This is a genomic window from Burkholderia sp. 9775_39, assembly GCF_015712225.1.
In the GTDB taxonomy this organism is placed as follows: Bacteria; Pseudomonadota; Gammaproteobacteria; order Burkholderiales; family Burkholderiaceae; genus Burkholderia; species Burkholderia cenocepacia.
Map to the genome: position 1 here is coordinate 1 of NZ_JACCQC010000042.1, position 14,178 is coordinate 14,178.

At 67.4% G+C, this 14,178-nt stretch carries 16 protein-coding genes and 1 pseudogene; 9 read left to right on the forward strand and 8 right to left on the reverse strand.

Features of this window, described 5'->3' with window-relative positions:
* Positions 1 to 290 (reverse strand): hypothetical protein (locus H0X90_RS32990; RefSeq protein ID WP_196438384.1); only part of this gene is annotated, 290 nt, incomplete at its 3' end.
* Positions 291 to 454: 164 nt separating this feature from the next.
* Between H0X90_RS32990 and H0X90_RS32995 the strand changes: the two genes are divergently transcribed.
* From H0X90_RS32995 to H0X90_RS33020, 6 genes and pseudogenes are all read left to right on the forward strand, one after another.
* Positions 455 to 808, forward strand: coding sequence for a hypothetical protein (locus H0X90_RS32995; RefSeq protein ID WP_006489122.1), 354 nt, complete (start codon positions 455 to 457; stop codon positions 806 to 808).
* Positions 774 to 2,065, forward strand: a pseudogene (locus tag H0X90_RS33000) (glycine betaine/L-proline ABC transporter ATP-binding protein); the annotation flags it as partial. The gene H0X90_RS32995 and the pseudogene H0X90_RS33000, both read left to right, overlap by 35 nt.
* Positions 2,058 to 2,954: a choline ABC transporter permease subunit gene (gene choW, locus H0X90_RS33005; protein ID WP_006491873.1), complete on the forward strand. Its 897-nt coding sequence runs from the start codon at positions 2,058 to 2,060 to the stop codon at positions 2,952 to 2,954. The pseudogene H0X90_RS33000 and the gene choW, both read left to right, overlap by 8 nt.
* A gap of 107 nt (positions 2,955 to 3,061) precedes the next feature.
* A complete protein-coding gene (locus tag H0X90_RS33010; protein ID WP_006489109.1) occupies positions 3,062 to 4,060 on the forward strand; it encodes a GlxA family transcriptional regulator in 999 nt (332 codons plus the stop codon).
* Between the two features lie 102 nt (positions 4,061 to 4,162).
* Positions 4,163 to 5,110 carry a choline ABC transporter substrate-binding protein gene (locus tag H0X90_RS33015; RefSeq protein WP_006489128.1) on the forward strand — a complete coding sequence of 316 codons (948 nt, stop codon included), beginning with the start codon at positions 4,163 to 4,165 and terminating at the stop codon, positions 5,108 to 5,110.
* Between the two features lie 293 nt (positions 5,111 to 5,403).
* On the forward strand, positions 5,404 to 6,030 hold the full coding sequence (locus H0X90_RS33020) for a trimeric intracellular cation channel family protein (protein ID WP_034178320.1): 627 nt from the start codon (positions 5,404 to 5,406) through the stop codon (positions 6,028 to 6,030).
* 9 nt (positions 6,031 to 6,039) lie between these two features.
* On the opposite strand, the gene H0X90_RS33025 is transcribed toward H0X90_RS33020, so the two are convergent.
* Positions 6,040 to 6,465: a PACE efflux transporter gene (locus H0X90_RS33025; RefSeq protein ID WP_012493547.1), complete on the reverse strand. Its 426-nt coding sequence runs from the start codon at positions 6,463 to 6,465 to the stop codon at positions 6,040 to 6,042.
* 137 nt (positions 6,466 to 6,602) lie between these two features.
* Here H0X90_RS33025 and H0X90_RS33030 point away from each other — a divergent pair, with 137 nt between their 5' ends.
* Positions 6,603 to 7,547, forward strand: a complete 945-nt coding sequence (locus H0X90_RS33030) for a LysR substrate-binding domain-containing protein (protein ID WP_006496818.1) — start codon at positions 6,603 to 6,605, stop codon at positions 7,545 to 7,547.
* On the opposite strand, the gene H0X90_RS33035 is transcribed toward H0X90_RS33030, so the two are convergent.
* The 3 genes from H0X90_RS33035 to H0X90_RS33045 form a co-directional block, all read right to left on the reverse strand.
* A complete protein-coding gene (locus tag H0X90_RS33035; RefSeq protein WP_006489115.1) occupies positions 7,534 to 8,682 on the reverse strand; it encodes a hypothetical protein in 1,149 nt (382 codons plus the stop codon). The genes H0X90_RS33030 and H0X90_RS33035 overlap by 14 nt on opposite strands.
* 73 nt (positions 8,683 to 8,755) lie before the next feature.
* On the reverse strand, positions 8,756 to 9,025 hold the full coding sequence (locus tag H0X90_RS33040) for a MoaD/ThiS family protein (RefSeq protein WP_006489119.1): 270 nt from the start codon (positions 9,023 to 9,025) through the stop codon (positions 8,756 to 8,758).
* A gap of 101 nt (positions 9,026 to 9,126) precedes the next feature.
* Positions 9,127 to 9,816: an aspartyl/asparaginyl beta-hydroxylase domain-containing protein gene (locus H0X90_RS33045; RefSeq protein ID WP_006489133.1), complete on the reverse strand. Its 690-nt coding sequence runs from the start codon at positions 9,814 to 9,816 to the stop codon at positions 9,127 to 9,129.
* A gap of 206 nt (positions 9,817 to 10,022) precedes the next feature.
* Here H0X90_RS33045 and H0X90_RS33050 point away from each other — a divergent pair, with 206 nt between their 5' ends.
* Both H0X90_RS33050 and H0X90_RS33055 read left to right on the forward strand, forming a co-directional pair.
* Positions 10,023 to 10,367 (forward strand): DUF4148 domain-containing protein, encoded by a 345-nt coding sequence (locus H0X90_RS33050; RefSeq protein WP_006489118.1) that lies wholly within the window; start codon positions 10,023 to 10,025, stop codon positions 10,365 to 10,367.
* Between the two features lie 71 nt (positions 10,368 to 10,438).
* The gene (locus H0X90_RS33055) at positions 10,439 to 10,714 is read left to right on the forward strand and encodes a DUF4148 domain-containing protein (RefSeq protein ID WP_034178321.1); all 276 of its coding nucleotides are present in this window, start codon (positions 10,439 to 10,441) and stop codon (positions 10,712 to 10,714) included.
* 257 nt (positions 10,715 to 10,971) lie between these two features.
* Here H0X90_RS33055 and denD read toward each other — a convergent pair whose 3' ends face one another.
* The 3 genes from denD to H0X90_RS33070 form a co-directional block, all read right to left on the reverse strand.
* Entirely contained in the window at positions 10,972 to 11,943 is a 972-nt protein-coding gene (gene denD, locus H0X90_RS33060; RefSeq protein WP_077188768.1) for a D-erythronate dehydrogenase, read from the reverse strand.
* A 28-nt stretch (positions 11,944 to 11,971) separates the two neighbouring features.
* A complete protein-coding gene (gene otnI, locus H0X90_RS33065) occupies positions 11,972 to 12,748 on the reverse strand; it encodes a 2-oxo-tetronate isomerase (protein WP_060211766.1) in 777 nt (258 codons plus the stop codon).
* 75 nt (positions 12,749 to 12,823) lie between these two features.
* The gene (locus H0X90_RS33070; RefSeq protein ID WP_006489121.1) at positions 12,824 to 14,149 is read right to left on the reverse strand and encodes an MFS transporter; all 1,326 of its coding nucleotides are present in this window, start codon (positions 14,147 to 14,149) and stop codon (positions 12,824 to 12,826) included.
* Positions 14,150 to 14,178 lie beyond the last annotated feature (29 nt).

The following is a 14,178-nucleotide window of genomic DNA, read 5'->3' on the forward strand; positions in this document are numbered from 1 at the left end:
GCGCCCGCGAGTTGCGCACGCAGCGCGTCGAGTTCGCGCGTGAGCGTGTCGACGGTGGCTTCGAGGCGCGCGACGCGATCGGCGAGCGGTAACGGGGGCGGCGGCGTCGCGGAGACCGCGAACGCGTCGGGCGTGGCGCGCGGGTTCTGCTGCTTGCGTTGCCGCAGCGCGTGCCCGACGCAGAATCCGACGGCGGCCCCGAGCAGCGAGCCGCTCCCGGCCGAGAAATCCCCGATCAAGGCAGCGATGCCGCCCACGATGAAACCGATTACGGCGAATGCCCAGTTCAACGCCTTGCTCCCTCTCACTATCGTTATCGTCCTTCGATCGCGGATCGCACCGGATCGAGGCGGTTTCAGCACGGCCGGCAGGCGAACCGGCATGCGCGCGCCGTGCGGCTCGGCCCTCGTGCGAAAGGCCCGCGGCATCGTCGCGATCGGCGTGTTTGCGGGGAATGTATCACAGCGTGCCCGCGCCGAATTCCGGGGGTGACGCGGTATCGCGGCATGCGCCGTTCGGTGTCGCCATCCGGCTTTTTGCACGGTCATGCTTTTTACTGGCGAATGGATGCGCGCTTTCGTCTGAGCAGATCGACGCCGGAACGGACGTCGATTTGTCGCAAAACGACGCGTGCCCGATGCGACCTGACGCAAAACCTCATGTGCCGTTCGCCGCGCTGCTGCGCACAAGTCCGGCGGGCGATGCCCGTCGTTGCTGGCCGGGCGCGTATTGCGCTGCCGCAATCGGCGGCGCGGCCCGCCGGACGGGGCCGGAGGCTGTGTCGTATTTGCGCAAGCGTTTGTCGTAATTCGTCGGCAGGCCGGGGTTTTTTCTGGCAACTATGTAGGCACGCTATGACAAGCGCGAGTCCCCGCTACACGAGGAGAAGGTTTCGATGGATGCCCCCAAGGTTGTGGTCGAAGGTCTGTGCAAGGTGTTTGGAAGCAATCCGCAGCAGGCGCTCGACATGCTCGCCGCCGGCGCGACGAAGGACGATGTGCTCAAGCGCACCGGTCAGGTCGTCGGCGTGCACAACGTCTCCTTCGATGTGCAGGAAGGCGAAATTTTCGTGCTGATGGGCCTGTCCGGCTCCGGCAAGTCCACGCTGATCCGCCTCGTGAACCGGCTGGTCGATCCGAGCGCCGGCAAGGTGCTGATCGACGGGCTCGACGTCGCGTCGGCGCGCCGCTCGGCGCTGACCGCGCTGCGCCGCAAGGACATGAGCATGGTGTTCCAGTCGTTCGCGCTGATGCCGCATCGCACCGTCGTGTCGAATGCCGCGTTCGGGCTCGAAGTCGCGGGCATGGGCAAGAAGGAGCGCGAGCGCCGCGCGATGGAAGTGCTCGAGCAGGTCGGCCTCGCGCCGTTCTCGCACAAGCTGCCGTCCGAGCTGTCGGGCGGCATGCAGCAGCGCGTCGGCCTCGCCCGCGCGCTGGCCGTGAACCCGTCGCTGATGATCATGGACGAGGCGTTTTCCGCACTCGATCCGCTCAAGCGCCGCGAAATGCAGGACGTGCTGCTGCAACTGCAGAAGGAACAGCGTCGCACGATCATGTTCGTGTCGCACGATCTGGAGGAAGCGCTGCGCATCGGCAACCGCATCGCGATCATGGAAGGTGGCCGCCTCGTGCAGGTCGGCACGCCGCAGGACATCATCGCGAACCCGGCCGACGATTACGTGCGCGCGTTCTTCGACGGCATCGACACCAGCCGCTATCTCACGGCCGGCGACCTGATGCAGACGGGCGCCGTGCCGCTCGTGTCGAAGTGCGATGCCGCGAACGTCGCGGCGTCGCTGAACGGCAGCGCCGAATACGCGTTCGTGCTCGATGCCCAGCGCAAGATCCGCGGCTTCGTCACGCGCGACGCGATCGGCCAGGACACGCCGTCCGTGCGGCCGATCGAAAGCATCCGGCGCGATGCGTCGCTCGACCATGTCGTCGCGCGCGTGGTCGCGAGCCCGAATGCACTGCCGGTCGTCGACGACGACGGCTGCTACTGCGGCTCGGTCGATCGCGCGCTCATCCTGAAGGCCATCACGCGTTCGCGAGGCTCCCATGTCTGAAATGATTCCGCTCGGTAGCTGGGTCGACCAGTCCGTTCACTACCTGCTCGACCACGACGCGAAGACGTTCGACGCGATCGGTCAGGCGATCGAAGGGCTCGCCGCATTCGTCGAGCATGGCCTGCAGGCGATCCCGATGTGGCTGATGATGGCGATCTTCATCGGCGTCGGGCTGTGGCGGGTGGGCTGGCGCTTCGCGCTGTTCACCACCGCGTCGCTGCTGCTGATTTTCGCGACCGGCTTCTGGGACCAGACGGTCATCACGCTCGGGCTCACGCTGTCGTCGACGATCATCAGCCTCGTGCTCGGCATTCCGCTCGGCATCTGGGCCGCGAAGAGCAAGTGGGTCGCCGCGATCGTGCGCCCGATCCTCGACCTGATGCAGACGATGCCGGCCTTCGTCTATCTGATTCCGGCCGCGATGCTGTTCGGTCTCGGCCGCGTGCCGGGGATCCTGTCGACGGTGATCTTCGCGATGCCGCCCGCGGTGCGCCTCACGAGCCTCGGCATCCGCCACGTGAACCGCGAGATCGTCGAAGCCGGCCAGGCGTTCGGCTGCACGCCGTGGCAACTGCTGTACAAGGTGCAGTTCCCGAACGCGCTGCCGTCGATCATGCAGGGCGTGAACCAGACGATCATGATGGCGCTGTCGATGGTGATCATCGCGTCGATGGTCGGCGCGGGCGGCCTCGGCAACGACGTGCTCGCGAGTATCCAGCGCCTCGACATCGGTCTCGGCTTCGAAAGCGGTCTGTCGGTCGTGCTGCTCGCGATCATTCTGGACCGCATCACCGAGAGCTTCGGCCGCGCACCGGGCACCGTGAAGGCGCCGCTGTTCTCCGGCCTCAAGCAGCTGTTTCGCGTGAAGGCCGCGCCCGCACAGGCCTGATCTTCGGCGGCCAGGAGCGACCTGGCCGCACACCCTGAATAGATAACGGTTCCCGCGGCTTCGGCCGCGGGGCTGGCCCCCTGCAACCTCCTCGCCAGGAGACCGATGTGACGTCCGCCGTCGCTGTCGCGCCCGCCGCCTGCGTTTCACCGGTTTCGTCCCTCGCCCATTTCGGCTTCCTGACGCTGCCGAACTTCTCGATGATCGCGTTCTCGAGCGCGGTCGAAGTGCTTCGGATGGCGAACTACGTCGGGCGGGCGGAACACTACAAGTGGTCGATCTACTCGCTCGACGGCGCGCCCGTGCATGCCAGTAACGGCATCGCGGTGCGGCCCACGCAGGCGCTCGACTACGACAACCTGCCCGACGTGATGATCGTGTGCGGCGGCATCCGCATCCGCGACGTGGTCGACGAGGGCGCGCGCGATACGCTCGCGGCGCTCGCCGAACGCGGGCTGCCGCTCGGCGGCATCTGCACGGGCGCCTATGCGCTGATGTCGAGCGGGTTGCTCGACGGCTATCGCTGCACCGTGCACTGGGAAAACCTGTCCGCGCTGCATTCCGAATTTCCGCGGGTGGGCTTTGCCGACGAGTTGTTCGTCGTCGATCGCGACCGGCTCACCTGCACCGGCGGCACCGCGCCGCTCGACCTGATGCTGAACCTCGTCGGCATGCGCTTCGGCCAGCAACTGGCCGCGCAGGTATCCGAGCAGTTCATCCTCGAGCGCATCCGCAGTTCGACCGATACGCAGCCGATTCCGGTCGATGCGCGGGTGGGCTTCTCGCGCGCGGAGCTGATCGAGGTCGTGCGGCTGATGGAGGCGAACATCGAGGAGCCGCTGTCGCTCGAGGAACTCGCGCGGCTCGTGCGGCTGTCGCAGCGGCATCTGCAGCGCATGTTCAAGGTGTACCTGAACGTTTCGCCGACCCACTATTACCTGACGCTGCGCCTGAAGCGCGCACGCGACCTGCTGCGCACGACCGATGCATCGATCGCGCGCGTGACGACGGTCTGCGGGTTTCATTCGCCGTGCCATTTCAGCAAGGCATACCGCGCGCAGTTCGGCCATGCACCGAGCTACGAGCGCCGGCTGCCGGGGCGCTGAACGGGCGGTCATTCGGTCCGCGACGTCGCCGGGATCGCGGCGCGCGGCTTCAATAAACGATCCCGCATTCAAGCAAACGACATCACTTTGAGGAGAAGCAAGATGAAGCGCCTATTGATCGCAGCGGTGTGCGGGATCGGGGTGGCCGCGCCGATGTCGGCCGTTTATGCGGCCGATCCGCCCGTATGCAAGAACGTGCGCTTCGCCGATGTCGGCTGGTCCGACATCGCGGCGACCACGGGCCTCGCGTCGACGATGCTGCAGGGGCTCGGCTACAACCCGACGAAGACGATCGCGTCGGTGCCGATCACGTTCGCCGGGATCAAGAGCAAGCAGATCGACGTGTTCCTCGGCTACTGGTCGCCGACGATGGACCCGATCATCCAGCCGTTCACGAAGGCCGGCACGATCAAGGTGCTCGCGACGCCCAACCTGACCGGCGCGAAATACACGCTCGCGGTGCCCGACTACGTGTACCAGGGCGGCCTGAAGTCGTTCGCGGACATCCAGAAGTACGCGGACAAGCTCAACGGCAAGATCTACGGGATCGAGCCGGGCAACGACGGCAATGCGCTGATCAAGAAGATGATCGACGGCAACCAGTTCGGCCTCGGCAAGTTCAAGCTGGTCGAGTCGAGCGAGGCCGGGATGCTGGTCGAGGTGAATCGCGCGATCCGCGACAAGCAGTGGATCGTCTTCCTCGGCTGGGAACCGCATCCGATGAACGTGCAGATGAAGATCGACTACCTGACCGGCGGCGACGACGTGTTCGGCCCGAACTACGGCGAGGCGAAGGTGCTGACGGCGACGCCGCCCGACTACTCGCAGCGCTGCCCGAACGTCGCGAAGTTCGTGTCGAACCTGCAGTTCACGACGTCGATCGAGAACCACGTGATGGTGCCGATCATGAACAAGCAGGATCCGAACAAGGCCGCCGCCGAATGGCTGAAGGCGAATCCGCAAGCCCTCGACAAGTGGCTCGCGGGCGTGACGACGCTCGACGGCAAGCCGGGCCTGCCGGCGGTGAAGGCGTACCTCGGCGTGCATTGACGGTGACCTGTCGGGCTTGGCGGTTGCGACCCGAAACCTGACGTGCATGATGAGCCGGCGCAAGCAGGGTGCCCTGCTTGCGCCGGTTTTTTGCTGCCCGCTTCGCGCTTGGCCCGACCGCCGGCCGGCGATGCGCTAGACTGCTCGATCCCGATCGAGGAGACGGCAATGACCCGCAGCACGCTCGATACATCCGGATGGCAATCGGCAGCCGCCACGCGGCCGAATGGCGCGACCGCTTCGGTCGATGCTGGCTGCAACCGGGCGATCCCGCACCGCGGCCGTTCATTCGCATGAAGCGCATCGAGCAAGTCGTGCTCGCCGCCGATCTCGCGGGCACGGCGGTATTCGCGATCGAGGGCGCCAATGCGGCGATCGGCGCCGGACTCGACCTGTTCGGGGTGATGGTGCTGTCGCTCGTCGTCGCGCTTGGCGGCGGCGTGATTCGCGACCTGCTGATCGGCGCCCGCCCGCCGAGCGCCGTGAGCGACTGGCGTTATCCGGCGCTCGCGTTCGCCGCCGGGCTGTTCGCGTTCGTGTTTCATGCGCGGGTCGCGTCGTTCCCGCCGTCGCTGCTGACGGCGCTCGATGCGGCCGGCCTCGCGCTGTTCGCGGTCGCGGGCGCGGTGAAGGCGCTGGAATTTCGCGTCCACCCGTTCATCGCCACGCTGATGGGCGCCGTGACCGGCTGCGGGGGCGGCGTGGTGCGCGATCTGCTGCTCGCACGGATACCGGTCGTGCTGGTCACCGACATCTACGCGAGCGCGGCGCTGCTCGGTGCGGTCGTCGTCGTGTCGTGCCGGCGACTCGGTTGCCCGCCCGTCGTCGCGGCCGTGCTGGGCGGCGTCGCGTGCTTTGCGCTGCGAATGGCGGCGGTGCGCTTCGGCTGGCAGTTGCCGAAAATTGCCGCGGGGGCGTAAGCGCCCGACTCACGATCCCTTCGTCGCCGCCGGCACGTCGAACACGCGATCGAACGCCCACTGGAACACGAACGCGTAGCAGAAGAAGAACGCGAACAGCCCGATGTCGACGACGAACGCGTCGAACCACGAGATGTCGAGCCACCCCGACACGACCGGCACGAGGATGAAGATCAGTCCGCCCTCGAATCCGGTGGCGTGCAGGATGCGCCGCCCGAGCGTACGCGCCGGCTGTCGGCGCGACGCTTCCCAGCGCTCGAACAGTGCGTTGAAGATCAGGTTCCACAGCATCGCGATCGCCGACATCGTCGCCGACAGCGCACCCGAATAGACGAGGTCCTGCTTGAAGATCGCCGCGATCACGGGCGAGATGCAGGAAATGGCGATCGCTTCGTAGAGCACCGCCTGCGTGATCCTGCGCGGTAGGCCTTGCACGGGTTCCTCCGGTTCGACGGCGGCGTCATGCCGCAACGTCCCGCAAGGCTAGCCGCGTTGCGCACCCGCTTCAATTCACCTAATCTCACCCGGATTGAATCCAATTCAACCCGGCCGCATCCGGCCCGCGAGGCTCCGTGTTCTCGAAAATTCCCCTGACCGCATTACGTGTATTCGAAGCGTCGGCACGGCTCGGCACGTTCAAGGCTGCCGCGGACGAGTTGTCCGTGACGCCGGCGGCCGTGTCGCACCAGATCAAGGCGCTCGAGAGCCGCGTCGGCGTGCTGCTGTTCGAGCGCGGCGCGGGCGGCGTGCGGCTGACCGAAGAAGGCGAGCGGCTGTTTCGCGCGAGTCACGATGCGTTGCTGGCGTTGAGCCGCGGGCTCGACGCGGTGCGTCCGGAGGCGGCCGACGAGCGCACGCTCGTGCTGACCACGACGCCGGCCTTTGCCGCGATGTGGCTGATTCCGCGTCTCGGTGCGTTTCGCCGCGTCGATCCGCATCTGCACATCAAGGTCGAAACCGGAAACGCGCTCGTCGATCTCGAACGCGATGCACGGATCGATCTCGCGATTCGCGCGACGTCGCGCCAGTTTCCCGCGCTGCACGAGATTGCGTTGATCGACGAGTACTTCGGCGCGTATGCGGCCGCCGGGTTCGATGCGCATCGCACGGACGCGCCGCTCGACCTGATCGAGACCGTGTGGGACACGCCGCTGCCCGTGTCGGTCGACTGGGCGTCGTGGTGCCGTGCGGCGGGCCGGGAAGCGTGGCTCGAACGCGCGGTGTTTCGCCATTACGACGACGAGCATTACGCGTTGCAGGCCGTGCTGCACGGGCAGGGTGTCGCGCTGCTCAGCTCCGTGCTGGCCGCCGAGCATGTCGAGCGCGGCGCATTGATGCCGATCGATCCCGCGGTGCGGCTCGACGGCGCGCGCTTCGTTGCGCTGTGCCGGCCGGGGCGGGAGCGCGAGCCGCAGGTCAGGCGGTTTCTCGACTGGCTCGAAGCGGAAATCGCCCGGACCCGCGACGCGGTGGCGCGGATCGCGCCCGATGAGCGCCGCGCCGCTACCCGAAGCTGACGCAATAGACCGGCGGCAAGTGCGCCGATATCTGTTGCCAGTGCTCGCCGCCGTCGGCGGACGTCCATAGTCCGCCCGTCGTCGACGCCATCGCGAGGCGCGTGCCGGAATCGTCCACCGCGAGCCCGTGCCGGTACACGAGGTCGTACGCCGGCGCGGCCGGCAACCCGTTCGACAGACTCTCGAAACTGCGGCCGCCGTCGCGCGTGCGCGTGACGACGAACCGGCCGTTCACCGGGATCCGGCACGCGTCCTTCACGGCCGGCACGAACCACGCGGTATCCGGTTCGTGCGGATGCACGGCCACCGCGAAACCGAAGCTCGATGGCTCGGCCTCGATGCGCCGCCAGTGTTCGCCGCCGTCGGTCGAGCGGAAGATCGCGCAGTGATGCTGGGTCCACAGCACGTCCGGGTTGGCCGCGCACTGCACGACGCGGTGCGGATCCTGCATGTTCGGCTCGCCGCGCCGCTCGGGCGGCATGTAGTCGGCTTCCATGCCTTCCGCCGTGACGCGCCAGGTCGCGCCGCCGTCGACGGTCTGCCAGACGCCGCCGCACGAGACGCCGACGGTGACGTGCCGGCTGTCGCGCGGATCGACCATCACCGAATGGATGCCCGGCGCGTCGTACCCGCCGCCGCCCCATTCGGCGCGTTCGGGGCGATCCCACAGCGCGCGGTTGAGGACCCACGAGTCGCCGTGGTCGTCGGAGCGGAACAGGCCGCCAGGAATCGTGCCGGCCCACAGCACGCCGGGTTCGTCCGCGCCGCCGGCTTCGAGCGACCAGATTTGCTGCAGCGTCCACGGCGGTTGCGGCGATCCGGCAGGCTCGTCGTCGGTGTCGCCGCTGCCTGCGCGCGTGTCGGCACGGGCAGGCGACACATCGGCTGGCTGCGGCGGATAAACCGGAACCGCGCATTCCTCCCAGTCGGTGGCGCCTGCGCGCAGCCGATGCAGCTTCACGCCGAAATGACCGAGATTGAGCGCCGCGTACAGCGTGCCGTCGCGCGGATCGGCGAGCGCCATGCTGACGGGCTCGCCGATGAAATGCGGTTCGCCGGGCGTCCAACCGCCGTTGCCGTCCGGTTGCAGGACGAACAGGCCCTTGCGGGTGGCGACGAGCAGTCGATCGTTCATGTGCGATGTCTCCGGATGGTTCGCCTTGGTACGGCGGCACTTGGTATGGGGATGCGCCCGTGCATCGGTCCCTTTATCCGCCGGTCAGCGCCTGCACGACATACACGCGGCTGGTGGTCCCGAGCGCATCGGACAGGCGCTGCCGGTCGCGGATCGGCTGGCCGTCGATGAACACCGACAGGTGCTTTCGCAGCGCGCCCTGGTCGTCGACGATGTAGCCGCGCAACCGTGGCTGCTCGCTGAAAATGGTGTCGAATGCTTCGCCGACCGTGTGCGCATCGATGTCGCGCTCGGGCGTTTCGACATGCCGCTGGATCGACGCGGCGAAGAAGAGGTGCGCCATGGCGGTAGCTGGCAGGAGCCGCACGAAGGGACGGCTTGTAGTGTAGGCGATCCGGCGCGCGCCGAAAGGTGCATTGAAGGCGCCGTGCAGGGTGGCGGCGGCTACACCGGAATCGACCGCCCCCGGATCCGGATCCCCAGCCGCACGACGCCGATCACCGCATTCGACAGCCAAGTGAGCCAGCGCGGCATCCCGCGACGGCGGATATCGAGCAGCAGCACGATGCGCACCGCGTCGCTGTCGTTCCACACCTCGTGCGTGAATGTGTCGTCCCACAGCAGGAAGCGGCCTTCGTCGAGCCGGTATTCGTGCCCGTCGACCTTCAGCACGGCGGCCGGTGTACCGTCCGCGCGCGTCGGCATCGACAGCACGAGATACCCGCGCAGGATGCCGCGAAACGGCCCGCGATGCGGCGGGATGTGCTTGCCGGGCGCGAGGAACGACAGCGACGCGGACAGCACGTCCGGCGACGCCGCGACGAGCGACGCGACGGTCGGGCAGCGCGACAGGTTGCGCGGAAACGGCTGCCCGTACGCCTGCATGATGAACATGCGCCAGTCGCGTGCGTCGTTGGCCGAGATGTCGTACTGCTCGCGCATGATTTCGTGAAAGCGCGGAATGCGCGGCATGTCGCGTGCTACCGCCAGCGCCTCCGCGCGGATCGCGGGCCACGCGCGCACGAAACGCTCGGCATCCGGGAATGCGGCCGCGTCGAGCACCGCACCGCTGTCGATATGGCGGTCGTACAGCGTGCGCAGCAGGGCGGCTGCATGGTCGTAGGCGGCGGACATGGGCGATCGATGGGCGGTCCGGATGAAGTGCTGGTCAGTCTGCCCGAAGCGCGACGGGCATTGCGTTACGTCAGGTTACGCCGGCTGACGAATGAATGACAGTTGAATGTCCGGCCGGCGCGAATGGCAAGCCGGGAATAAACACGACCCCTCCGTCGTCATACGGGTGTAGCACGTCGTCTCGTTGATCGATGAAGGAGTGGAACATGAATACGCAATGGCTGGTGGCCGCCACGGTGGCGGCAATGTCTCTCGCAGGTGTCGCGACGCAAGCGTCGGCACAGGCGCTCACGCGCGAGCAGGTCCGGCAGGAACTGATCGATGCCGAAAACAACGGGTTGCGCTTCGTGACCGATACGTCGTATCCGGACGTGAGCCCGCTGTTTCAGCATCAAGCCGAGCGGATGCCGCAGCGGCAGGCCAGCACGGCGGTCGGCAGCGATCCGGCCTTGTCGTCCGAAGCGGGCAAGCCGGCGGCGATGTCGCCGCGTCCGGGCACCGCCGCATGCGTCGGCCCCGCGAGCTTCTGCACGATCTATTTCGGCAGCTGATCCACCCGCCTGCATGCGCAGCTCACGCCTGCCCCATGGTTGATCGGTACATCACGTTGAAGGAGTTCATGATGAAAACATATGTCGCACTACTGATGATGATCGGTGCGCTCGCCGGTCAGTCGGCGTTCGCGCAAGCGGCCGCCCCGCTGACGCGTGCGCAGGTCCGCGACGAACTGATGCGTCTCGAAGCGGCCGGGTACGACCCGGCGAAGGGCGACGACGGCGAGTATCCGGCCGACATCCAGGCCGCGGAAGCGAAGCTCGCCGAGCAGGATCGGGCGCGCATGGCGGCGTCGGCGACGCCGGCGGCCGAACCCGGCATGCCGGCGCAGGTCGGCAACTAGGGGCCGACATGTCCCCGTGTGGCGAGAGACCGCCGGCATCGCGACAGAGCGAGGCGCGCGCGCTGCGGGTCGCGCGGATACGAATCGTGTGGAGCGGGGGTGCGGTGTCGTCCCGGCGCCGATGCGTGCTTCATGCCGGCGCTCGCGCTCGACGCGAAGCGTCCGGGTAGGCCGGCAGGCGGGCGGGACGCGACGCGCGTCGTGGCGCGTCGGAAAGTCCGGCCGCGCCGCGTCGAGGCGGCCCGGCCCGGCGCAAATCAGCGCCGTTCGTCCGCGATATGGCTGCGGATCACGTCCGCGAACGACGTGTCGCCCTTCAGCCCGAGCGCTTCCGCGCGCGACGTATCCCAGCGGCCCGGCCAGCTGCCGACGAGCTTCTCGACGCGTTCGTCGGGCGCATGACGGATCAGCTTGACGACCTCGTCGCCCGCGACGTCGCGCAGCGCCGCGATCATCTCGTCGACCGACACCGACAGCCCCGGCAGGTTGATCACGCGCTTGTTGCCGAGCTTCGCGCTGTCGAGTTCACAGCCGGCGACGAGTGCGTCGATCGCGCCGCGCGGCGACAGCAGCCACAGCCGCGTCGAGCCGGGCACCGGGCACACGCTTTCCTCGCCGTTCAGCGGCTCGCGGATGATGCCGCTCGCGAACGACGACGCGGCCGCGTTCGGGCGGCCGGGCCGCACGCTGATGGTCGGCAGCCGCAGCACGCGGCCGTCGACGAAGCCGCGCCGCGCGTAATCGCACAGCAGCAGTTCGGCGATCGCCTTCTCGGCGCCGTACGACGATTGCGGGTTCAGCGCGGTGTCGTCCTGCACGACGTCGGGCAGCGCGCCGCCGTACACCGCGACGGAGCTCGTGAACACGACACGCGGCTGGTGGCCGCGCGCGCGGCACACTTCGAGCAGCGTGCGCGATGCGTCGAGATTGATCCGCATGCCGAGATCGAAATCGGCTTCGGCTTGCCCGCTGACGATCGCCGCGAGGTGGAAGATCGCGCCCGTCTGCGTGTCGATCGCACTGTCGAGCACCGCGCGATCGGCGATGTCGCCGACGATCGACGTCACGCGCGCATCGCCGAAATCGCTGCCCTTGACGACGTCGAGCAGCACCAGCTCGTCGATCTTCTCGCTGCGACCGTCCGGGCCGGTCAATTCGCCGCGCTCGAGCAGCTTGCGCGCAAGACGCTGGCCGAGAAAGCCGGCGCCGCCGGTGATCAGTACTTTCATGTTGGTTGCCCTCTGAGGAATGCTTGAATTACAGGTACGGCTTGAGCCAGCCGAGGCCTTCCGACGTGCCGGCCTTCGGCCGATACTCGCAGCCGATCCAGCCGTCGTAGCCGAGTGCGTCGATCAGCGCGAACAGGTACGGGTAGTTGAGTTCGCCGACATCCGGCTCGTGGCGTTCAGGCACGCCCGCGATCTGGATATGGCCGATGCCCGCGAAATCGCGCTTGAGCTTCATCGCGAGATCGCCTTCGACGATCTGGCAGTGGTAGCAGTCGAACTGCACCTTCAGGTTCGGTGCACCGATTTCCGCGCGGATCGCCTGCGCGTCGTCCTGGCGGCTCAGGAAATAGCCGGGCATGTCGCGCTGGTTGATCGGCTCGATCAGGATCGTGATGCCGTGCGCGGCCGCCGCCTGCGCCGCATGACGCAGGTTCGCCAGGTAGGTGTCGCGATGGCGCGCGCGGTCGGCGCCCGGCGCGACCATGCCGGCCATCACGTGCAGCTTCTTGTTGCCGATCACGCGCGCATAGTCGAGCGCCTGGTCGATGCCGCGGCGGAATTCGTCCTCGCGGCCCGGCAGCGACGCAATGCCGCGTTCGCCCGCGGCCCAGTCGCCCGGCGGCGCGTTGAACAGCGCCTGTTCGAGGCCGTGCGCGTCGAGGCGCGCGCGGATGTCCTCGGCCGCGAAGTCGTACGGGAACAGGTACTCGACGGCCTTGAAACCGTCATGGGCGGCAGCGGCGAAGCGTTCGAGGAACGCATGCTCGGTATACATCATCGAGAGGTTGGCGGCGAAGCGGGGCATGGCAGCGGGTCCTGTGAATGAAGGGAGCGGGGCGCTATGCGCCCCGCGTCGAATGATGAATCGGCCGGCGGCGGATCAGCGGTTCACGAGCTTGGGCGGCGTGAGCCATACCGCGATCGCGCCGAGCACGAGCATCGCCGCGAGCACGTACATGCCGGACGACGTGCTGTGCGTGACGTCCTTCAGGTAGCCGATCACGTACGGGCTCGCGAAACCGGCGAGGTTGCCGACCGAGTTGATGATCGCGATCCCGGCCGCGGCCGCGGAGCCGGCGAGGAACGCGGTCGGCAGCGACCAGAACAGCGGCGCGCAGGTCAGCACGCCGCCTGCCGCGAGCGACAGGAACACGATCGACACCGCCGTATTGTGCGAGTACGACGCGGCGACCGCAAACCCGATCGCGCCCATCAGCGCCGGCACGATCAGGTGCCAGCGGCGTTCGCGGCGCTTGTCCGCGCTGTGGCCGAACAGGTTCATCACGACGATCGCGACGACGAACGGAATCGCCGACAGCAGGCCGATCTGCAGCGTATCGGTGATGCCGGTCGATTTCACGAGCGTCGGCATCCAGAACGTGAGCCCGTACTGGCCGGTGACGAACGCGAAGTAGATCAGCGACATCCACCACATGCGCGGGTCCGAGAACACGGCCTTCAGCGAATGGCCGTGCTTCTGCTGTTCCTGCGGCTGCGCGGCGATCTCGTCTTCGAGCAACTGCTTCTCGCGCTCGTCGAGCCATTTCGCGCTGCGAATGCTGTTGTCGAGATACAGGATCGTCGCGATGCCGACGAGCACGGCCGGCACGGCTTCGATCATGAACATCCATTGCCAGCCGTGGAAGCCCGAGCCGCCGTGGAAGCGTTCCATGATCCAGCCCGACAGCGGGTTGCCGAAGATGCCCGACACCGGAATCGCGGACATGAACACCGCGATGATCTTCGCGCGGCGGTGCGACGGGAACCAGTACGTGAGGTACAGGATCACGCCCGGGTAGAAGCCGGCTTCCGCGAGGCCGAGCAGGAAGCGCAGCACGTAGAACTGCGTGGGCGTCTTCACGAACGCGAACAGCGCGGACAGCAGCCCCCACGTGATCATGATCCGCGCGATCCAGATGCGCGCGCCGATGCGGTGCATCAGCATGTTGCTCGGCAGTTCGAACAGGAAGTAGCCGAGGAAGAAAATCCCGGCGCCGAGCCCGAACACGGTTTCGCTGAATGCGAGATCCTGCGACATCTGCAGCTTGGCGAAGCCGACGTTCACGCGGTCGAGATACGCGACCACGTAGCAGAGCATCAGGAACGGCACGATGCGCCAGAACACTTTCTTGTAGGTGCGGTCGAGTTCGCCCGATTGGGCGGCCGCGGCGGGCGAGCGGCTTGCGGCCGCGTCGAGAGCAGTCATCGTCGTCTCCTGGACTATCGTGTACCGGC

Bases quoted from the DNA above. Each gene is read 5' to 3' on its own strand.
- H0X90_RS33070 (WP_006489121.1), bottom strand. From the start codon at position 14,149: ATGACTGCTCTCGACGCGGCCGCAAGCCGCTCGCCCGCCGCGGCCGCC.
- choW (WP_006491873.1), top strand. From the start codon at position 2,058: ATGTCTGAAATGATTCCGCTCGGTAGCTGGGTCGACCAGTCCGTTCAC.
- H0X90_RS33050 (WP_006489118.1), top strand. From the start codon at position 10,023: ATGAATACGCAATGGCTGGTGGCCGCCACGGTGGCGGCAATGTCTCTC.
- H0X90_RS33035 (WP_006489115.1), bottom strand. From the start codon at position 8,682: ATGAACGATCGACTGCTCGTCGCCACCCGCAAGGGCCTGTTCGTCCTG.
- H0X90_RS33015 (WP_006489128.1), top strand. From the start codon at position 4,163: ATGAAGCGCCTATTGATCGCAGCGGTGTGCGGGATCGGGGTGGCCGCG.
- H0X90_RS32995 (WP_006489122.1), top strand. From the start codon at position 455: ATGTATCACAGCGTGCCCGCGCCGAATTCCGGGGGTGACGCGGTATCG.
- H0X90_RS33055 (WP_034178321.1), top strand. From the start codon at position 10,439: ATGAAAACATATGTCGCACTACTGATGATGATCGGTGCGCTCGCCGGT.
- H0X90_RS33040 (WP_006489119.1), bottom strand. From the start codon at position 9,025: ATGGCGCACCTCTTCTTCGCCGCGTCGATCCAGCGGCATGTCGAAACG.
- H0X90_RS33045 (WP_006489133.1), bottom strand. From the start codon at position 9,816: ATGTCCGCCGCCTACGACCATGCAGCCGCCCTGCTGCGCACGCTGTAC.
- denD (WP_077188768.1), bottom strand. From the start codon at position 11,943: ATGAAAGTACTGATCACCGGCGGCGCCGGCTTTCTCGGCCAGCGTCTT.
- otnI (WP_060211766.1), bottom strand. From the start codon at position 12,748: ATGCCCCGCTTCGCCGCCAACCTCTCGATGATGTATACCGAGCATGCG.
- H0X90_RS33020 (WP_034178320.1), top strand. From the start codon at position 5,404: ATGAAGCGCATCGAGCAAGTCGTGCTCGCCGCCGATCTCGCGGGCACG.